Source organism: Nocardia crassostreae (assembly GCF_001613405.1).
Classification (GTDB): domain Bacteria; phylum Actinomycetota; class Actinomycetes; order Mycobacteriales; family Mycobacteriaceae; genus Nocardia; species Nocardia crassostreae.
Genome location: NZ_BDCH01000013.1, coordinates 93,897 through 112,754 on the forward strand (window position 1 = coordinate 93,897; position 18,858 = coordinate 112,754).

Here is an 18,858-nt window from a genome sequence, read left to right on the forward strand (position 1 = left end):
GCATGGCATTCGGATCTCGGGACGTCGACGCGGGCGTCATCTTGCTATTGGGCGGACGCAGTGAAATCGGATTCGAGGTGGCGCGGCGACTCGAGCCCGGGCGTGTCGTGGTGCTGGCCGCGCGCCGCAGCGGCGAACTCGGGGAGCAGCGGTCCGCGCTGGAGGCCGCCGGTGCGAGCGCGGTGCACTGTGTGGAATTCGACGCCGACGATCTGCCCACCCATCAGCCGCTGCTGGAGAAGGTGAGCGTCGAGCACGGGCCGATCGGCGTCGCCGTGCTGGCCTTCGGCATCCTCGGCGATCAGGCCCGCGCCGAACGCGATCCGGCGCACGCGGTCGCGGTGGTGCACACCGACTATGTGGCCCAGGTGAACGTGCTCACCAGCCTCGCGAATCTGCTGCGCGCCCAGGGGTCCGGCCAGATCGTGGTCTTCAGCTCGATCGCCGGGGTGCGGGTGCGCCGCGCCAACTACGTCTACGGCTCGGCCAAGGCCGGACTCGACGGTTTCGCCACCGGCCTGCAGGATGCCCTGCACGGTACCGGGATTCACCTGCTGCTCATTCGCTCCGGCTTCGTCATCGGCCGCATGACCGAAGGCATGGATCCGGCTCCGCTGTCGAGTACGCCCGATCAGGTGGCCGATGCGGTCGTGGCCGGTCTGCACCGCCGCGCCGCGAATATCGCGGTGCCGCGCACCCTGCGCCTGATGTTTCTGGCCATGCGCTTCGTCCCGCAATCGATCTGGCGGCGGATGCCGCGATGACAGTCCCGGCGTGGGATCCGGACCGGTCGCTCGCGGTGATCGGCATCGGCGCCGACGGCTGGGACGGACTCGGCGGGCCGTCGCGCCGGGCGATCACGGACGCCGAGGTGCTCATGGGTTCGGCGCGCCAGCTGGCGCTGGTTCCGGACTCCGGCGCGCAACGGGTCACCTGGCCCTCGCCGCTGTTGCCAGCGCTCCCGGGACTGCTGGAACGGTATGCGGGACAGCGGATCTGCGTGCTCGCCAGTGGTGACCCCATGTTCTTCGGCATCGGGGTGACGCTGGCGAAACTGGTCGGGGCGCAGTCGCTGCGGGTGCTGCCGCAACCCTCGTCCGCCTCCCTGGCGTGCGCCCGGCTGGGCTGGGCGCTGGCGGATACGCCCGTGGTGAGCGCCGTCGGGCGGCGGCCGGAGACGGTTCTGCCCGAATTGGCCGACGGCCGAAGGGTTCTCCTGCTCTCGTCCGATGAGCACACACCCGCCCGGCTCGCGGAATTGCTGGTGCGCAACGGGTTGGGCGGTTCGACGCTGACCGTGCTGGAGGAGCTCGGCGGCCCGGGGGAGCGCATCGACAGCGGCGTGGCCCGGGAATGGCTGCGCCAGCCCGGGAATCCGCTCAATATCGTCGCGATCGACTGCGTAGCCGATCCGGGCGCGCCCCGTCTGACTCGTCTACCCGGGCTGCCCGACGCCGTCTACGGCGGCGACGGCCAGCTCACCAAGTACGAGATCCGCACGCTCACCGTGGCCGCTCTCGCCCCCGCACCCGGTGAACTGCTCTGGGATATCGGCGGCGGTTCCGGCACCATCGCCATCGAATGGTGCCGCACCGATCCGGCCTGCCGCGCAGTGACATTCGAACGCCTCGACGCCCGCCGCGAGCAAATCACCGCCAACGCCGCCACTTTGGGCGTCCCCGTTGTGGATGTCCGCGACGCGGCCCCCGAGGCGTTCGCCGACCTCCCCGCCCCCGACGCGCTGTTCATCGGCGGCGGTCTCACCCAGGACGGTTTGTTCGCCGCCTGCTGGGAGCGCCTGCGCCCCGGCGGCCGCCTGGTCGCCAATGACGTGACGGCCGAATCCGAGGCCCTGCTCACCACTCTCGCCGCGGCACACGGTGGTGCACTGCGCCGCTACCAGATCTACCGAGCCGAACCGCTCGGCGGCTTCACCACCTGGCGACCCCAGCTTCCGGTCACCCAATGGGTGACCCGAAAGCCGGAGTGACCAGGGCGGTCACGCGACCGGTCAGCTGCCGAGGTGTACCGGCAGCGCGCCGTGGCCGTTGGAGATGAACGACGGGACCGTTCCGAGGTCGGCCGGATCCTCGGCCAGGCGCATGTCCGGGAACCGGCGGAACAGCATCGACAGGGCGATTTCGGCTTCGATCCGCGCGAGCGGCGCGCCCAGGCACAGGTGTGCGCCGTATCCGAAGGCGAGGTGCTGCTTGACTTCCCGGGTGACGTCGAACTGTTCTGCGGTGTCGCCGTGCACCTTCGGGTCCCGGCCCGCGGCGGCGTAGGAGGCGAGAATGGGCTCGCCCGCGGCAATGTGGACGGTTCCGGTGTCGATGTCGAGATCCTCGACGGCGTAGCGCAGCGGCAGATGCGCGACCGGCGACTCGAACCGCAGCGATTCCTCCACCACCTCGGCCCACGACACCGTTCCGGCATCGACCTTCGCGCGCTGTTCGGGCTGGGTGAGCAGCAGGAAGATGGCCTGGTGAGCAGGTTGACGGTGGTCTCGTGACCGGCGCTGATGACCAGCAGCAGGGTGTCGATCAACTCCTGCTCGGTCAGGGTCGAGCCGTCGTCCTCGTCGCGGTGCGCGATGAGCACGCTGGTCATGTCGTCGCCGGGGGTCTCCCTGCGGTGCACCACCAGTTCGCGCAGGATGCGCTGCATCTCCAGATAATTGGCCTGAGCCTGCTCGGGCGCGAGGGTGGTGTCGAAAATGCCGTCGACACAGGTGCGCAGGCCCGCGTGCAGCGATTCGGGCACCCCCATCAATTCGGTGATGACCGCGATCGGCAGTGGGTAGCAGTACATTTCGCGCAGGTCGACCGGCTGGCCGGGCGGGGTCTGCGCGAGCCGGTCGAGCAGATCGGCGGCAATGGCCTCCACCTGCGGCCGCATGGCCTGGGCCCGGCGCGGGGTGAAGGCGGGCCGCACCAGCTTGCGCAGCCGGGTGTGGTCGCTGCCGTAGGCGGTGAACATATTGTTCACCGCCACCCAGGTGTAGAGGGGCCAATCCTGGCCCACCGCACCGGAAATGAAGGCGGGCCAGTGCTGGCGGGCGTCCTTGGACACGCGGGGATCACGCAGCAGGTCGTGCAGGATCTCCTGATCGGTGACCGCCCAGGCGCCGATTCCGGCGGGTAGCTCGACCCGGGTGACCGGACCGCGGGCGCGAATGCGCGCCGACTCGCCCTGAATATCTTTTCCGCTCGGGTCCAGGACCAGAGGCGTGGTGTGCTCCATCGTTTTCCTCACTCGGTGAACAACAACGGCAATGGCGGAGACTTGGGAAATGTGACGGGCAGCGATTGCAAGGCGCGGTGGAAGGGTCCGGGACGCCACACCAGATCCGTTGTGGGCACGGCCATCTGGAGCTGGGGGAGCGCGTCGAGCAGGTAGTCGATGGCGTCCTGGGCGACCTGATAGCCCAGCTGCCGGGCCGGGCACTGGTGCGGGCCCAGGCTCCAGGCCAGATGCGAGCGATTACCGGATCGTGCGCCGCGACCGGCCTGGATGGCGGGATCGGCATTGCACCCGGCCATGCTGATCACCACCGGCTGGTGGGCGGGCAGCCACACATCGTCGATCAGGGTGGGCTGGCGCGGATAGGTGACGCAGTAATTGGCCAGCGGCGGATTGCTGAACAGCACCTCGTCGAGCGCGTCGCGGGTGGACAGGCTGCCGCCGAGCAGATCACCGGCGAACCGCTCGTCGGTCATCATGAGCAGCAGCGTGTTCGAGATCAGGTGCACCTGGGGTTCACTGCCGCCACCGTGCAGCGTCACCAGCTGGTGGATGAGCTCCTCGGTGGTCAGATCGCTGGATCTGATCAGCTGGGGGGGTGACATCGGCGCCCGGATGCGCGCGCTTGCGCCGGACGTGTTCGTCCAGGGCCTCGGCCAGCATCTTGTTGCCGATCTCGGCGTCGCCGGAGGCGTCGAAGATGGCGGCCATGCCCGCGCCGACCTGCGTACTGGCGTCGGGATCGAAGCCGAGCACATAGTCGAGCACGCGGTAGACGAGCGGATAGATGTACTGCGAGAGCAGATCCGCGTGCGCCATCGGACGCCGGTCGCCGCCGCTCCCGCCGCAGAAGTCGTTGATGAGCGAGACGGCGATCCGCTCGACGACCGCGTGCATGCCGTGCAGGTCGACGGTCGCGAGCGCGTCGACATTGGCCTCGCGATAGCGGGTGTGCTTGTATCCGCTGCTGCGCAGGGCATTCGGCCGCCATTCCAGCATGGGCATGATGGGGCATCCGGTAGGCACCGAAGGCTGCCATACGCGCGGATCGGCGGGAAAGTGCTCGGGATCATTGAGGATCCGCACCGCGGTGGCATAGCCGAGGACCAGGGTGGCGGGGACGCCCGGTGCGAGTTCGACCGGCGCGAGCGCACCGTGCGTTCTGCGCAGCGCCGCATAGGCCCGATGCGGGTCTTCGGCGAACTCGGCGGTGTACATCGCGAAGGCAGTCACAAATCTCCCGGAACGTGCGTCTACAAGTGAAATGACAGGTCGGCGTCCGGGATTCGTTCGTTCTCGTCGGTGACCGAACCATACCCGTCGCCGCAGAGCGTTTTCGAGGAAAACACCCAATACCGTACCCACTCGGGACCCGGCCCGCAGAACTGCTCGGTGCGGGCGGTGCGCGATCACGCGCCCATTGCGCGCCGTTTGCCGACCCACCGTGGACGGGATTGCCTCCGGTGTGCAAGATGGGACGTATGCCCCGTTTGAACCCGATCAGTGCCTGGAAGTCTCTTCGCGAAGGAAACGAGCGCTTCGTCAATGGCGAACTGCTCCACCCCAGCCAGGGCGCCGCGGATCGTGCGAAGCTCGCGGGCGGGCAGCAGCCCTCGGCCATCCTGTTCGGCTGCGGTGATTCGCGGGTGGCCGCGGAGATCATTTTCGACCGCGGACTGGGCGATATGTTCGTGGTGCGGACCGCGGGCCAGGTGGTGGACAGCTCGGTACTGGGCTCCATCGAATACGGCGTCCAGGTGCTGGACGTCCCGCTCATCGTCGTCCTGGGCCACGACAGCTGCGGCGCCGTGCGCGCCACCATCGAGGCCCTGGACAATGGCGCGGTGCCCGGCGGATTCATCCGCAGCGTGGTCGAGCGCGTGACCCCGTCCATCCTGCTCGGCCGCCGCGAGGGCCTCACCACCGTCGACGAGCTGGAAGGCCGCCACGTCGAGGAAACCGCCCGCCAACTCCTCCAGCGCTCGACCGTCATCTCCCAGCGCGTCATGGCAGGCGAGTGCGCCATCGCCTGCGTCACCTACAACCTGGCCGACGGCAAGGCCAAACTGAACAGCGTCTTCGGCAATATCGGCGAACTGGTCTAGCGCCGCGGGCTTTTCGAGGAGGTCCGCTATAGTCGTGGTGTGGCCGTCGTTGCGCTTTCGCGCCGATTTCTCGGCCCCTCGCCCCCTGATGGGCGCCGCAGGGGTCGGACCTCGCCACGTCTGCTGAGCTGAGTCGCCGGATCCTGGTCGGCGATCGGACCCCGGGGCCGGGGGGGTGTTCATTCCCCTTTCGCTCTCGGCCAGGAGTCTCTCATGCCCGCACATCTTTCTGCCGATCAGCTTGCCCGCGATCTGTCCATTTGGGATCTGACCGATCCCGCCGGTGGTCCGCACGCCCTCCAGCTCGTGCTCGGCCGCGCCGTCAAGGCCTTGGCGCACCGGTGGGGTTGTGAAATCCGTTGGTGGCGTGGCGATCGCGTCGTCACGGTCGCCGATAATTACGACAATCTCGGCTATGCCGCCGATGATGTGACGCGCGACAGCCGGTACACCCGCTATGTCGATGACCATCGGATGCTGCGCAGCCACTCCAGTGCCATGGTTCCCGCCGCATTGCGGGACTTGGCGGCGGATCCGGACGAGGATGTGCTGCTGGTGTGCCCAGGGATCGTCTACCGGCGCGACAGCATCGATCGGCTGCACACCGGGACGCCGCATCAGCTCGACCTGTGGCGCGTCACGCGCCGCCCGGAGCGGATGGCGGGCGCCGATCTCGACGATATGGTGAGCGTGCTCGTCGACGCGCTGCTGCCCGGAGCGACGCATCGCCAGGAAAGTCGTGTCCACCCTTACACATTGGCGGGCCGCCAGGTCGATATCGCGCGCGCCGGGGAGTGGATCGAGATCGCCGAATGCGGGCTGGCGCATCCCCGGGTGCTGGCGCGGGCCGGGCTCGACGGCGCGTGGAGCGGTCTGGCCATGGGCATGGGCCTCGATCGGATGCTTATGCTGCTCAAGAATATTCCGGATATCCGGGTGCTGCGGTCGGCCGACCCCGCCGTGGCGGCCCAACTGACCGACCTCGCCCCGTACCGGCCCGTGTCCGCCATGCCCGCCATTCGCCGGGACCTCTCGGTCGCCGTGGACCGCGATGATCTCGCCGAGGATCTGGGCGATCGAGTCCGCGATGCGCTCGGCCTGGACGCCGACTGCGTGGAAGCGGTCGAGATCCTCGCGGAAACCCCGTACCCTGACCTCCCGCCGCAGGCCCGACGCCGCCTCGGCGCCCGCCCCGACCAGAAGAACGTCCTACTGAAAGTTGTTCTCCGCCATTTGAACCGGGCCCTCACCGATCACCACGCCAACCAACTGCGCGACCGCATCTACGCCGCCGTCCACCAAGGCGATGCCTACGAATGGGCCGCCGGAAGCTGAGGTTCTCAGCGCGCCTCGAGCTCTGTGGCGGTGGGGTAGGACTCCTGTGCGCCTGGCCTGGTGACGGCGACTGCGGCGACGCGGACCGCGTAGGCGGCGGCTGCGGCGAGGGATTCCGACTTGCCGAGTCGCCAGGACAGGGCGGCGGTGAAGGCGTCGCCCGCGCCGGTGGTGTCGACGGCCCGGACCTGTACTGCCGGAATGTGTTCCATGCCGTCGTCGGCGGCGACGAGGGCTCCCTGCGCGCCGAGGGTGATCACCACCGAGCGTGGGCCGAGAGCGAGTAGCGCTGTGGCCCAGGCTTCGGGGGTGGTTCCCGCGGACTCGCCCAGTAGGACGTGCGCCTCGTGTTCGTTGACGATGAGCGGGTCGGCGGCGTCGAGCAGTTCCTGCGGCAGGGCGCGCGGCGGGGAGGGGTTCAGAACGAATCTGTTGCCGGGCAAGAGGTTACGGACGACCGCGACCACCGTCTCCAGGGGAATCTCCAGCTGCGCCGAGACCACCCGTGCGCCGCGCAGCAGTGCGGCGGCCGAATCGACATCGGCGGGAGCGAGTTTGGCGTTCGCGCCCGGTGACACGACGATGCTGTTGTCCCCTGAAGGGTCCACGGTGATCACAGCGACGCCGGTGGGCGCACCGCCCACCAGCACGCCCGCGGTGTCGACTCCGGCCTTGCGCTGCGACTCCAGGAGCAGCCGCCCGTGCTCGTCGTCGCCGATACGGGCCAGCAGGGCGGTGTGCGCGCCGCGCCGGGCGGCGGCGACGGCTTGGTTGGCGCCCTTGCCGCCCGGGTGGACGACCAGGTCCGAGCCGAGCACGGTCTCACCGGCGGCGGGGCGGCGTTCCACCCCGATCACCAGGTCGGCATTGGCGGATCCGACGACCACCAGGTCGAAGTCGTACACGGTTGTCTCCTGTCCGGGGGTCGTCGGGGGCGTCACTGACCGAATCCGGCCACATTGTCCTTGGTGACGACCTGCACCGGCACCTTGATCGTCGGCTCGACCGGTTCGCCCTGGGCCGCCGCCAGCGCGGTGCGGACCGCGATCCGGCCGAGTTCCTTGGGCTGCTGCGCGACCGAGGCGTACAGCGTCCCCGCTTCGACCGCGCTCAGTCCGTCCGGGGTGCCGTCGAATCCGACCACCTGCACCGAGGTGCCCGCCTTCGCGCCGAGCGCCTTGATCGCGCCGAGCGCCATCTCGTCGTTCTCGGCGAAGACGCCCTGGATATCCGGATGGGCCTGCAGCAGGTTCGTCATGACGTCGAGCCCCTTGGTGCGATCGAAGTCCGCGGGCTGCTCGGCGACGACGGTGATACCGGGATAGGCCTGGATGCCCTCGGCGAAGCCCGCACCGCGTTCCCGGCTAGCGGAGGTGCCCGGCTGGCCGCGCAATACGACGATCTTGCCACGGCCGCCGAGCTTTTCGGCCAGCGCGCGGGCGCCGAGCCGCCCGCCCTCGACATTGTCGGAGGCGACCAGCGCCGCGGTCTCGGCATTGCTGACCCCGCGGTCGATGGCGATGACCGGTACGTGGGCCTTGTTGGCGGCGCGCGCGGACGGGCCCGCCGCATCGGAGTCCACCGGGTTGACGATGATCGTCCCGGAATTGGCGCTGGTGAAGTTCTGTAGCTGGTTGGCCTGCTGGGAGGCGTCGTTCTGGGCATCGGTGACCGTCAGGTCGACGCCCAGCTTGTCCGCCTCCTCCTGCGCGCCCTGCCGGATCTGCACGAAGAAGGGGTTGTTCAGGGTCGACAGCGACAGTCCGAGCTTCGTGGTGCTCGACGAGGAACCGCTGTGCAGCAACGACATTCCACCCAGCGCCGCAACGGTGACCACGGCGGCGAGCCCATAGGTCAAGGCCTGCCGCCCCTTTCCGCCCGACGTCCCGGCCGCGACCGGCGCGGGACTCGACGCGGTCTTGCGCCGCACCGTATCCAGCAGCACCGCCAGCGCGATGACCACGCCGATGACCACCTGCTGCCAGAACGCCGACACCGACAGCAGATTGAGGCCATTGCGCAGCACCGCCAGAATCAGCGCGCCGATCAGGGTGCCCGACGCCTTGCCCTTACCACCGGCCAGGCTCGCACCGCCGATCACGACCGCGGCCATGGCGTCCAGTTCGTAGCCGAGCGCGGCCTGCGGCTGCGCGGAGGACAGTCGCGCGGCGAGCACGATACCCGCGACCGCGGCGAAAACGCCCGCCAGCGCGTAGATCACGACCTTCTGCCGGGACACCCGCAGCCCGGACAGCCGCGCCGCTTTCTCATTGCCGCCGATGGCGTACATGGCGCGGCCGATATAGGTCCGGCCCAGGATCACCGCGGTGATCAGGCCCATCACGGCCATGACCAGTACCGGCACCGGCAGCCAGCCGCCGAGCGTATCGCCCAGGTGCGAAATGGAATCCGGGAAGGCGATCGGGCTGCCCTGCGAAATGACAAGAGACAGACCGCGAGCCACCGACAGCATGGCCAGCGTCGCGATGAACGGCGGCAGCTTCCCGTACGAGACGAGCGCGCCATTGGCCAGACAGCAGGCCAGACCCGTTGCGAGGGCGAGGGTTACCGCGATCCACACCGGTACGCCCGCCGAGGTGGCGCTCCAGGCCAGGACGGTGGCCGAGAGCGCCGCCACCGAACCGACCGAGAGATCGATGCCCGCTGCCACGATCACGAAGGTGACGCCGAAGGCGAGAATGGCCGTCACCGCCGCCTGCACACCGATATTGAGCAGATTGTCGGTGGTCAGGAAGTCGCCCGACAGCGCCGACATGACGATGACGAGCAGGATGAGCGCGGTGAGCGCGCCATTGTCGAGCAATAGGCGGCGCAGGCCGCCGGAGCCGCCCCGGCGGCCGGTGGTGCGGTCGAGGGTGGCAGTGGCCACGGGTGGACTCCAGTTCGGTCGAGCTCGGGTCGGAAGAATCTGTGGTGGGCGCGCCGACGGCGAGTGCCATGACGGCGTCCTGGGTGGCGTCGGCGGCCGCCAGCTCGCCCACGATCCGCCCCTGGGCCATCACCAGGACGCGGTCGCTCATGCCGAGCACCTCGGGCAGATCGCTGGAGATCATGAGTACCGCGGCCCCGGCGGCGGTCAGTTCGTTGATGAGCCGGTAGATCTCGACCTTGGCGCCGACATCGATACCGCGGGTGGGTTCGTCGAGGATCAGAACCCGCGATTCGGCGAGCAGCCATTTGCCGATGACGACCTTCTGCTGATTGCCGCCGGACAGGGTGCGCACGTGCTGATCCAGTCCGGCCATGCGCACGCCCAGCTGCCCGGCGACGCGGGCCGCGGCGGCGTGCTGCCCCGCGCGGTCGACGAGTCCCGCATGCGTGGCCGAGCGCAAGGTGACCAGCCCGAGGTTCTCCTCGATCGACGTATCGAGAATCAGCCCTTGGCCTTTGCGATCCTCGGGCACCAGCCCGATGCGGGCGGAAACGGCGGCGTTCACATCGTGGCGGCGCAGCGGCGCGCCCGCGACCCGCACGGTGCCCCGATCGTAGGGGTCGGCGCCGAAGACGGCCCGCGCGACCTCCGTGCGACCGGCGCCCACGAGACCGGCGATGCCGACGACCTCTCCGGCGCGCACCTGAAAGCTGATGTCCTCGAAGACGCCGTCTCGGCCGAGCCCGTCGACGGTCAGCAAAGCCGTTCCGGTATCGGGCCGTTCGCGCGGATACTGCTGCTCGATGGACCGCCCGACCATGAGGCGCACGAGCTCGTCGGCGGAGGTGTCCGCGGGCGCCTGCCCGACGCTGCGGCCGTCGCGAATGACCGTGACCCGATCGCCCAGGGCGGCGATCTCCTCGAGATGGTGGGTGATGAACACGATGCCGACGCCTTCGTCCCGCAGCGCCCGCACGATGGTGAACAGCCTGTCGACCTCGTCGGTGGTGAGCACCGCGGTCGGCTCGTCCATGATCAGCACCCGCGCCCGCAGGCTCAGCGCCTTCGCGATCTCGACCATCTGCAGCCGGGCTATCCCGAGATCGCGCACGCGGGCGCGCGGGGATATCGCCAGGCCCACCCGCTCGAGCAGTTCGGCGGCGTCGGCCTCCATGGTCCGGCGGTCGATCAGCCCGAAGCGCCGCGGCTGCCGCCCGAGAAAGATGTTCTCCGCGACGGTCAGATCCGGGACCAGATTGAACTCCTGATAGATCGTGGCGATCCCGAGGCGTTCGGAGTCCTGTGCCCCGGTGATGCGAACTTCCTTGCCGTCGACCAGGATTCGCCCGCTGTCGGGCCGGTGCGCGCCGGACAGCATCTTGATCAGGGTGCTCTTGCCCGCACCGTTCTCGCCCAGCAGCACGTGCACCTCGCCGCGGCGCAGATCGAAGTCCACGCCGTCGAGTGCGACCACGCCAGGGAACGATTTGCCGATCCCCTCGAGGCGCAGCAGTTCCGCCGATGGTTCGCTCGCGAGCTCGCTCACGAATCACTCCTTTGCTCGAGAACCGGCTCGCCGCACGAGCGGCGGACAATGAGCCGGGCGGGCAGGGCGACCGATTGCGCGGGCCTGCCCGCAATGCGGTCGACCAGGGCGCGCACGGCGGCGCGGCCCAGTTCCTCGGTGGGTTGGGCGATCGCCGTAATGGGCGGATCGGTGTGAATGAACCAGGCGATATCGTCGAAGGCGGCGAGTCCGATATCGTGCGGGACGCGCAGGCCGCGGGCGCGAATGGCGTCCAGGGCGCCCAGCGCCATGAGATTGTCGGCGGCGAAGACGATGTCGGGCGGCTCGGGCAGATCGAGGAACTGCTCGGTGGCCCGGCGGCCGCTGTCGGCCTGGAAATTGCCCTCGCCCACATAGGTTTCGGGCAGTGCGAGCCCGTATTCGCCGAGCGCCGCGCGGAAGGCTTCGACCCGTTCCCGGCCGGTCGTGGTGACGGCCGGACCGGCGATGATCGCGAGTTTGCGGTGGCCGAGCCCATGGAGGTGGCCGACCAGATCGCGTACGGCCGCGCGGCCGTCGGCCCGCACGACCGGTACGTCGATGCCCGGAATCCAGCGGTCCACGAACACCATCGGCACGCCGTCGCGGGCGGCGTCCAGCATGAGCGGCGACCCGCCGTCGGTGGGGGCCACCAGGAGCCCGTCGATGCGGCGGTCGAGCAGCGTGCGGATGTAGTGGTCCTGCAATTCGGGCCGCTCGTCGGCGTTTCCGATAATGACGCTGTAGCCCAGCGCCCGCGCCTGTTCCTCGACCGAGCGGGTGAGTTCGGTGAAATAGGGATTGAGCAGATCGCTGGTCACCAGGCCGAGCGTACGGGTCCGGTCGGTGCGCAGTGAGCGGGCGACGACATTGGGGTGGTAGCCGAGGGCGTCGACGGCGGCCAGTACCCGGGCGCGGGCCTCGTCGCTGACCGAGGGATTGCCGTTGAGGGCCCGCGAGACCGTGGCGACGGAGACGCCCGCCGCGGCCGCGACGTCCTTGATGCTCGCCATCGAGCTGCCCACCTCCTCGTGGAAACGATTACACGCAGTATTGGAAACGATTACACGGCGGTTGGTCAAGAGCCCGGACTCAGAACGGGCGATGTAGGGAGGCCTCGTCCCACACGGGCGTCATCCATTCGGCGCGGACGGGCCGGTAGCCGAAGCGCTCCCGCAGGCCCCGCACCACCGCGGGCATATGCGCCGCGCCGTAGACGACGGCCACGATTTCCGGGTGGTCGCGGCGTTGGTCGTACACGACCGACAACATGCGCAGCAGGGCCGCGTCCCGATCGTGGAGGTAGCGCTTGGTGAGGAAGCCGATCGAGACGTCGGTGTCGTCGCTGATCTCGAATCCGCTCTGTAGCAGCCAATCACGGCCACCGAGGGCCATGAGCACCACATAGATCGGCGTGAGCAGCAGGACCTCGAACCAGTACACCAGCCACGCCGGGACACTGCGGGGGAGGACGCTCTCCCACAGGGTCGGGACCTCCGTCGCCGTGTGGTCGATGTACTGGTGCATGAGCGTCGAGGCCGAGCGCTGGAAGGTGAGCCGCATGGCGAGGGTGACCGCATACCCGTGCGGGCTGGGTTCGTCCACGCCCTCGGCAATGACGAGATCGCAGACGCGCAGGCGGTGTTCGACCTCCCGATAGAACGCGCTCTTGGCGATATGCACCATCGGGAACAGCCGGAAGGTCAACCGGGCATCCGGCGAGCGCAGATCGATGACGGCCGAACGCACGCCGAACACGCTGACCTCGGTGATCTGCATGCGAACCCCCCACGGATTCCGAGGCGTGAAACCTCGTCTCCTCCAGGGTAATCCTCACAGGAGGGCAGTCACACGCAGCCGCAGTCCATGGGGCGAGACGGTGGTGCCGATGCGCGGGCGCTGCGGTCGGCCGGTCAGCGGGGTGATCCGCCACATCGAAGTGATGGCCTCGAGTGCCGCCGTGAGTTCCACCGCGGCGAATCGGACGCCGATACAGCCGCGCGGTCCGTCGCCGAACGGCAGATAGGTGCCCGGTCGCGGTTCGGGGCCGTTCCAGCGGCTCGGATCGAAGGTCGCGGGATCCGGATAGTAGGCGCTGTCGCGCTGGGTGAGGTAGGCGCTGTAGGCGACGACGGTTCCCGCGGGCAGCCGGTGGGCGCCCAGCACGGTGTCGGCGGTGACGCGCCGGGTGAGCAGCCACGGCGGGGGGATAGAGTCGCAAGGTTTCGTCGATGATGTTCCGGGACAACCGCGCACGGTCCGCGCCGGGGTCCGTCCGATGCAGCTGCTCCTGGATATGGGGATGGCGCGCAAGCAGATACAGCGCCCAGGCGAGGGTGGTCGAGCTGGTCTCGGTGCCGGTGGCCAGGAAGGTGGTGGCCTGGTCGGTGAGTTCGGTATCGCTCAGACGGCCGCTGTCGCTGTCGTGCGCCATGATCATGCTGGCCAGCAGATCCGGCTCGTCCGCGGTGATCGGCCGCCGCCGTCGTTCCGCGATGATGTCGTCGATCGTGGCGCGCAACCGTGTGATGGCCTGCTGATAGCGGCGATTACCCGGTAGCGGCAGGCGCGTCAGAGCGGCGGGCATGAGCATGCGGCGCGGCACACCGGCGACGAAATCATCGAGGTCGGTAATGGCTCCATCGAGCAGTTCGTCGGTGAGCGATGCGGAGAACAGTGTCCGCAGCGCGATCCGGCCGGTATAGGCCATGGTTTCCCGGGTGACATCGAGAATTCGCCCATCGGACCAGGATTCGCTCATGCGCCGCGCTTCTTCCCGCATCACCTCCGAATATCGGTGCAACTGACCGGTCCGGAAAGCGGGCTGCACAAGCCGCCGCAATCTCCTGTGCTCGTCATACGGACAAGTCCCCAGCCCATCGCCGAACATGTCTCGCAGTCGGTCGAAAAACGGACCGCCCTTATCGTAAATCCTGTCGTCCTTCAATACTTTCCGCGTGAGTTCCGGATCGCACACCACCGCGACCCGCACCGACCCGAGTCTGATCCACACCAGGTCGCCACGCGCTCGTAGCCCGGACAAGAATCCGATGGGATCACGAAGCAGCGGTACGGCATCACCGAGCAGAGGCAATGTGCGTGTCATGATAAATCACGCCTATCCACAAGTCTCGCTGTGAAATTCCAGTGTACTCCCATGAATCACGAATCGGCTGAACGAATAGTTGTGCAGCACATGAACATTCAGCCGAACATGCAATTGCGCTGAATCAGACGGGAGAGTCTTCTGTCGAGTCCGGACGTCCGGATCCATTGTGAGCCAGCCATCGCCGATAACTCTCGTGCCGGAACTGATAGGCGATGCCGGTCACGCGCAAGAGCCCGGCATCGCGTGCCCAGACGAGGAACGCGGCGGGCCGTCCCGGGAAGATCCCCGTGATCCGGAACACCAGTGCGGCCAGCAGATGCCGCTCGGCCGCCAGCCCGACGACGAGCCCGACCACGAGCCCGACGACAGACCCGTAGATGGCGCCGAATTGCGCGCCGACGGCGACTGCGAACCCGAGACCGACGGGCAGCCCGAACCCGAGCCCGAAAACGAGTGCCGCGATCAGCGCGTCGTGGATCACCCGGTGCTCGTCCTGGCCGAGGACGAGTTGGTCATCGCCGTCCGTGCGGAATCCGAAGACGAGCCCGAACGCCATCCCGTATCCGAGACCGGTCACGAGCCCGAACTGAATGCCTCGTGCGGGACCGTAGGCGAGCCAGCCCACCAGCCCGACCACGAACGCGGCCACGATGCCGAGCAGCAGCCCGAGCACAAGCCCTCTGCGCCACCTGGATCGGCCCGGTATATACCAGGCAAAGCGATCGGGCTTGCCCATTTCCACGCCGACCACGCCGAAAACGCCGCCCAATCCGAGCCCGAATACGATTCCGGCCGGAACCGCGAATCCCAGCCCTGCGATCAGCCCGGACACCAGCCCCGCCGCCAGGCCGACCACGGCTCCGCGATGCCACGTGGAGCGGCCCGGAGAACGCGTGGCGAAACGGTTCGACATGCCCGACTCCATAATCCCGAGCAGCCAGATCCCGAGCCCGAAGAGGAGTCCGTCCGCCGCTCCGCTTATCAGCCCGGCGATCGGCCCGTTCACCAAGGAGTTCGCCGGTCCGAACCTGCCCGCGAGACCGAATGCCAGTGCCAGGACGAGTCCGGCTGTGAGCGCGTGCAGTACTCGGATTCGCCGGATGCCCGCCAATTCCCATACCTGGTCGAGCGTTGTCTCGTTGGCGACCCGGCCACGCTGGGGATCCAGCTGGCGGGCGAGCGTGCGCAGCCAGATATGGACGTTCTCCTCGGTGTACGACCGGGTGCGGCGGGTCTTCTCGGTGCCCGCGACGGCGGCCGGAATGACCGAGGCATGCAGCAGCTCGCGGATTTCCGGTGTGCCGGGGCAGGCGGCGAGCCGATGAGCGATATCGCCGCCGCCGCGATGCAGAGCGGTAATCGTCAATCCGAGCAGCCACGGTGCGCCCAGGGCGGTGGCGAGCGGGCCGCCGGAGTCGCGCTCGAGCGTCGCGGCGATGGGCGCCCACGCGTGCTCGGCGATTCCGAGCTGAGTGCGGAAGTCTTCCAGGTGGCAGTAGACGCTGATTGTGGTCAATGGTTGCACGACAATCGTTTTCGCCCCGTGCATGCCGCCGTCGCCGCGCAGCTCGGTTATCCGGTCGTAGCTGTCGTCCCGGCAAGCCAGGACGATATCTCGCCTCCGCCAGGGGGTTTCATTGAGTCGATCCAGCACGGATCGGGCTCGGATCGGCTCCGACCCGGGTGGATCCATCTCGTCGAGACCGTCCAGGACCGGGAGGACGCGGCCGGTGTCGACCAGCTCTCGCGCCACCCGGGCGTGCAGGCCGAAATTGACGCTCAGCCGGTCGGCCAGCCACCGCGAGAACGATTCGCTGCCGTCCCAGCCTGCCGCATTGACCCGCAGGGGGACCGGGACGGAGGCGCGGGTCGTATCGAAATGCTGTGCACGGTCGCGTATCTGGTCGAGGATCAAGCCGATCGCCGCCACGGTCTTGCCCGCTCCGGGCGCGCCGAGGATCACCATCCGATGCGGCGAGTCACCTTGCCGATAGAACGAGCTCAACTCCGGTAGCACGCGGAGATCGGGCTGTTCGGAGCCGTTCCGGGAAGTCACCCGGAACGTCAGGTCGATCATTGTTCCCGGCCCGCAGAGCTGGTCGCGCAGCACGGTTTCCCGTCGCCGCACGGCATCGGCGAGGTTGTCGGCGTATCCGGCCAGGGCCGCGCGGGAGGTGTCCGGGCGGATCCAGCGCCACAGCCACCAACCGGTCGATTTGACGACGTCCACCCCGACTCGGGCGCCCGCGGTCTCCACACCACCTGTCACTACCCGAGCATGCCACCGGACCCGCGGCGCCGCACGAACTCGGCTTCCGATGTTTCTTACCAGAAACGTTGTGCCCGAGCGGCTTCGGTAAATGTGTCAGCTCCTGCGGCGCTCGTAGCGGGTGCGGGCGCGGTCGTGGGCCTCGCGGAGGAGGTCGCGGATCGGGTCGCGGGTGTTCGCGGCAGGGTTCACGACCGCCAGCCAGGCGGCGGTGCCGTAGACGGGGTGGGCGAGGACGGTGTCGGTCGTGCTCGGGTCCGCGTCGTGGGAACCGGTTTCGCGCGGCGGGTGGCCGACCCAGCGTACGAAGGTTTCCTTGCCGACGCTGATGTTCACCCGGAAGGCGTCGGGGCGGTTCAGGTGGGAGGTGTGGTCGTCGGGGTAGTCCTTGGTCACGATGGTCGCGAAGGGTTGGCCGGTGGTCGGGACCGTGCCGTCGGGGGAGTAGTAGAAGAAGGAGTCTCCCCAGGCGATCTCGGGCGAACCGTCGCCGGGGGCGGGGCTCAGGGTCAGGACGCCGCCCAGGGATTCGATGAAGGCGATAATCTGGTCGATGCTCATAGGCTTCAGCGTGGCATTGAAGTGCTTGTGTGGACTTTCTATGAGAAAGGCCAGGTAGTTGCGTGGTAAGTCGAAACTCGCCAGGTTTTCGCACCGTGGATGTCGCCCGCCGGGCGGGGTACTCGGTCCAGCAGGTGCGCAATCTCGAGCGGGATGGCGTTCTGCCACCGGCGCGGCGCACCGCCACCGGAATGCGGGTGTACGACGAAGCCCACGTGCTCGCCGCGCGCGCCTACCGCGGCCTCGCGGCGGGCGCGGGTCCGGTCGAGGCCAAGCGGATCATGCGTGCGGCGCATGCCTATCCGGCCTCGGACCTGTTCGCCCGGCTCGATTCCGCGCATGCGCGGCTCGATCGGGAGCGCCGCGACCTCGGCCTCGCCAAGGTCGCCGCCGCGGCGATCGCCGCCGCCCCCGAACCGGGCCGCCACCACCTGCACCCCGCCCTGCTGGACATGGTCATGCACGCGGCATTCGCCGAATTGGCCTGGGGCGATGGGGATTCCGCAACCGGCAAGCTGTTGTTCCGATGGGGCGGCGCCCGCTTCCACGACCCGGTCACCGACGGCGGGCAATGGCCCGCCGAGGTGACCTCGCTGCGGGTCATCGCGACCGAGACCGGGCCAGAAACGATCTTGGTCGCGACCATCGACCCGGACGGCAATCCGATCGTGTCGGTCGACGCCGTGGTGATGCGCCCGTACGACGTACAGGAATTCCGCAGCAGCCTCGCCGATGACCGGGCGCACCTGTACGAGGTGCGCTGGGAGCCCGTCGCGGACCCGGCCGCGGCAGTCGCCCGACCGGTACCGGATCTGGCGGTGCTCGGGGACGCGATCGTGGTGGGAATCGGCACGACATACGCATCGATAGCCGAACTGGCGACCGCCGAAGGCATTCCGGGTGCGCTGGTGTGGCGTGCCGCCGAACCTTCCGCGGCAGGTTCGGCCGCCGAGGGACCGGAGCTGATCCGGGCGAACGTGCACGCCGCCTTGGCGACCGTCCAGTCCTTGCTCGCCGCGCAGTCGCTGTCCGATGTACGACTGGTCGTGGTGACCTCCGGCGCCGCCGGACTGCCCGGCGAGAGTCCGGACCTGTCCGCCGCAGCGGTGCTGGGACTGCTGCGCACCGCCCAGTCCGAGCACCCGCAGCGCTTCGTCCTCATCGACGAGGATCCGGCCCACCCCCTCGACATCGACCGCATCGCCGCGGTCCTGCACTCGGACGAGCCCCAGACCGCAGTCCGCGGCTCGCACCTTCTGGTTCCCCGGATGGCGCGCGCGTCCGCAACCGAGAAGCCGGGCGTGCCTCCGACGGCCGAGACCGACAGCCAGCGACCCCCGTTCGATGGTGCGGGCAACCACCCGTCGTCCGCGGTCGTGGCCCAGCAGCCGTCGTCCGCGGGCGTGACCGAGCGGTCGCCGTCCGACAGCGTGGGTCACCAGCTGCCGTCTGACGATATGGGGGAGCGGCCGTCGTCCAAGGATGTGGGCGAGCGGTTGGTGTCCGAGGTCGCGGGTCAGCGGTCGCTGTCCGGGGGTTTGGGTGAGCGGCTGGCGTTCGGGTCGGGGACAGTGCTGGTCACGGGCGGAACGGGTGGGCTGGGGGCATTGTTCGCTCGGTACCTCGTTGCCGAGTACGGGGTGCGCAGTCTGGTTTTGACGTCGCGCCGTGGGTCCGATGCGCCCGGCGCGGCCGGGTTGATCGCGGAACTGGCGCGTGCCGGGGCTGAGGTTCGGGTCGTCGCGTGCGATGTCACCGACCGCGAGGCGGTGCGGAATCTGGTGGAGAGCATCGAAT

At 68.7% G+C, this 18,858-nt stretch carries 14 protein-coding genes and 4 pseudogenes; 7 read left to right on the top strand and 11 right to left on the bottom strand.

Annotation, left to right across the window (positions count from 1 at the left end):
* Nucleotides 1-2 precede the first annotated feature (2 nt).
* Together dprE2 and NC4_RS11625 are read left to right on the top strand one after the other, a co-directional pair.
* Entirely contained in the window at nucleotides 3-764 is a 762-nt protein-coding gene (gene dprE2 / locus NC4_RS11620) for a decaprenylphospho-beta-D-erythro-pentofuranosid-2-ulose 2-reductase (RefSeq protein ID WP_067536388.1), read from the top strand.
* Complete coding sequence (locus tag NC4_RS11625) at nucleotides 761-1,990, top strand: bifunctional cobalt-precorrin-7 (C(5))-methyltransferase/cobalt-precorrin-6B (C(15))-methyltransferase (RefSeq protein ID WP_067536390.1); 1,230 nt, start codon at nucleotides 761-763, stop codon at nucleotides 1,988-1,990. The genes dprE2 and NC4_RS11625 overlap by 4 nt, the downstream gene beginning before the upstream one ends.
* A gap of 21 nt (nucleotides 1,991-2,011) precedes the next feature.
* Here the strand turns inward: NC4_RS11625 and NC4_RS44495 are convergent, their stop codons facing one another.
* The gene (locus tag NC4_RS44495; protein WP_369690727.1) at nucleotides 2,012-2,425 is read right to left on the bottom strand and encodes a cytochrome P450; all 414 of its coding nucleotides are present in this window, start codon (nucleotides 2,423-2,425) and stop codon (nucleotides 2,012-2,014) included.
* An 83-nt stretch (nucleotides 2,426-2,508) separates the two neighbouring features.
* Between NC4_RS44495 and NC4_RS44500 the strand changes: the two genes are divergently transcribed.
* On the top strand, nucleotides 2,509-3,144 hold the full coding sequence (locus NC4_RS44500) for a hypothetical protein (RefSeq protein WP_369690728.1): 636 nt from the start codon (nucleotides 2,509-2,511) through the stop codon (nucleotides 3,142-3,144).
* Between the two features lie 107 nt (nucleotides 3,145-3,251).
* On the opposite strand, the gene NC4_RS44505 is transcribed toward NC4_RS44500, so the two are convergent.
* Nucleotides 3,252-3,785, bottom strand: a complete 534-nt coding sequence (locus NC4_RS44505; protein ID WP_369690729.1) for a cytochrome P450 family protein — start codon at nucleotides 3,783-3,785, stop codon at nucleotides 3,252-3,254.
* Complete coding sequence (locus tag NC4_RS44510; protein ID WP_369690730.1) at nucleotides 3,760-4,476, bottom strand: cytochrome P450 family protein; 717 nt, start codon at nucleotides 4,474-4,476, stop codon at nucleotides 3,760-3,762. The genes NC4_RS44505 and NC4_RS44510 overlap by 26 nt, the downstream gene beginning before the upstream one ends.
* 248 nt (nucleotides 4,477-4,724) lie before the next feature.
* On the opposite strand from NC4_RS44510, the gene NC4_RS11640 reads away from it, so the two are divergent.
* Both NC4_RS11640 and srmL read left to right on the top strand, forming a co-directional pair.
* The gene (locus NC4_RS11640) at nucleotides 4,725-5,348 is read left to right on the top strand and encodes a carbonic anhydrase (RefSeq protein ID WP_067536392.1); all 624 of its coding nucleotides are present in this window, start codon (nucleotides 4,725-4,727) and stop codon (nucleotides 5,346-5,348) included.
* Between the two features lie 213 nt (nucleotides 5,349-5,561).
* A complete protein-coding gene (gene srmL, locus NC4_RS11645; RefSeq protein ID WP_067536395.1) occupies nucleotides 5,562-6,683 on the top strand; it encodes a PheS-related mystery ligase SrmL in 1,122 nt (373 codons plus the stop codon).
* A gap of 5 nt (nucleotides 6,684-6,688) precedes the next feature.
* Here the strand turns inward: srmL and NC4_RS11650 are convergent, their stop codons facing one another.
* From NC4_RS11650 to NC4_RS11685, 8 genes and pseudogenes are all read right to left on the bottom strand, one after another.
* Entirely contained in the window at nucleotides 6,689-7,588 is a 900-nt protein-coding gene (locus NC4_RS11650) for a ribokinase (RefSeq protein WP_067536763.1), read from the bottom strand.
* A 32-nt stretch (nucleotides 7,589-7,620) separates the two neighbouring features.
* Nucleotides 7,621-9,573 carry an ABC transporter permease/substrate-binding protein gene (locus NC4_RS11655; RefSeq protein ID WP_067536398.1) on the bottom strand — a complete coding sequence of 651 codons (1,953 nt, stop codon included), beginning with the start codon at nucleotides 9,571-9,573 and terminating at the stop codon, nucleotides 7,621-7,623.
* Nucleotides 9,572-11,122, bottom strand: a pseudogene (locus NC4_RS11660) (sugar ABC transporter ATP-binding protein); the annotation flags it as partial. The gene NC4_RS11655 and the pseudogene NC4_RS11660, both read right to left, overlap by 2 nt.
* Nucleotides 11,119-12,135 carry a LacI family DNA-binding transcriptional regulator gene (locus tag NC4_RS11665; RefSeq protein WP_067536401.1) on the bottom strand — a complete coding sequence of 339 codons (1,017 nt, stop codon included), beginning with the start codon at nucleotides 12,133-12,135 and terminating at the stop codon, nucleotides 11,119-11,121. The gene NC4_RS11665 and the pseudogene NC4_RS11660, both read right to left, overlap by 4 nt.
* Before the next feature lie 79 nt (nucleotides 12,136-12,214).
* On the bottom strand, nucleotides 12,215-12,901 hold the full coding sequence (locus NC4_RS11670) for a hypothetical protein (RefSeq protein ID WP_067536403.1): 687 nt from the start codon (nucleotides 12,899-12,901) through the stop codon (nucleotides 12,215-12,217).
* Between the two features lie 54 nt (nucleotides 12,902-12,955).
* A pseudogene (locus tag NC4_RS44515) lies at nucleotides 12,956-14,228 on the bottom strand (cytochrome P450).
* A 124-nt stretch (nucleotides 14,229-14,352) separates the two neighbouring features.
* On the bottom strand, nucleotides 14,353-16,500 hold the full coding sequence (locus tag NC4_RS11680) for a hypothetical protein (protein WP_157554571.1): 2,148 nt from the start codon (nucleotides 16,498-16,500) through the stop codon (nucleotides 14,353-14,355).
* Nucleotides 16,501-16,596: 96 nt separating this feature from the next.
* On the bottom strand, nucleotides 16,597-17,061 hold the full coding sequence (locus NC4_RS11685; RefSeq protein ID WP_067536408.1) for a DUF6194 family protein: 465 nt from the start codon (nucleotides 17,059-17,061) through the stop codon (nucleotides 16,597-16,599).
* Nucleotides 17,062-17,123: 62 nt separating this feature from the next.
* Here NC4_RS11685 and NC4_RS42435 point away from each other — a divergent pair.
* Together NC4_RS42435 and NC4_RS45090 are read left to right on the top strand one after the other, a co-directional pair.
* Nucleotides 17,124-17,762, top strand: a pseudogene (locus tag NC4_RS42435) (polyketide synthase dehydratase domain-containing protein); the annotation flags it as partial.
* A 66-nt stretch (nucleotides 17,763-17,828) separates the two neighbouring features.
* A pseudogene (locus tag NC4_RS45090) lies at nucleotides 17,829-18,803 on the top strand (SpnB-like Rossmann fold domain-containing protein); the annotation flags it as partial.
* Between the last annotated feature and the right edge of the window lie 55 nt (nucleotides 18,804-18,858).

Coding starts and splice junctions, on each gene's coding strand:
- dprE2 (WP_067536388.1), top strand. CDS start 3: ATGGCATTCGGATCTCGGGACGTCGACGCGGGCGTCATCTTGCTATTG.
- NC4_RS11685 (WP_067536408.1), bottom strand. CDS start 17,061: ATGAGCATCGACCAGATTATCGCCTTCATCGAATCCCTGGGCGGCGTC.
- NC4_RS11640 (WP_067536392.1), top strand. CDS start 4,725: ATGCCCCGTTTGAACCCGATCAGTGCCTGGAAGTCTCTTCGCGAAGGA.
- NC4_RS11625 (WP_067536390.1), top strand. CDS start 761: ATGACAGTCCCGGCGTGGGATCCGGACCGGTCGCTCGCGGTGATCGGC.
- NC4_RS11670 (WP_067536403.1), bottom strand. CDS start 12,901: ATGCAGATCACCGAGGTCAGCGTGTTCGGCGTGCGTTCGGCCGTCATC.
- NC4_RS11665 (WP_067536401.1), bottom strand. CDS start 12,135: ATGGCGAGCATCAAGGACGTCGCGGCCGCGGCGGGCGTCTCCGTCGCC.
- srmL (WP_067536395.1), top strand. CDS start 5,562: ATGCCCGCACATCTTTCTGCCGATCAGCTTGCCCGCGATCTGTCCATT.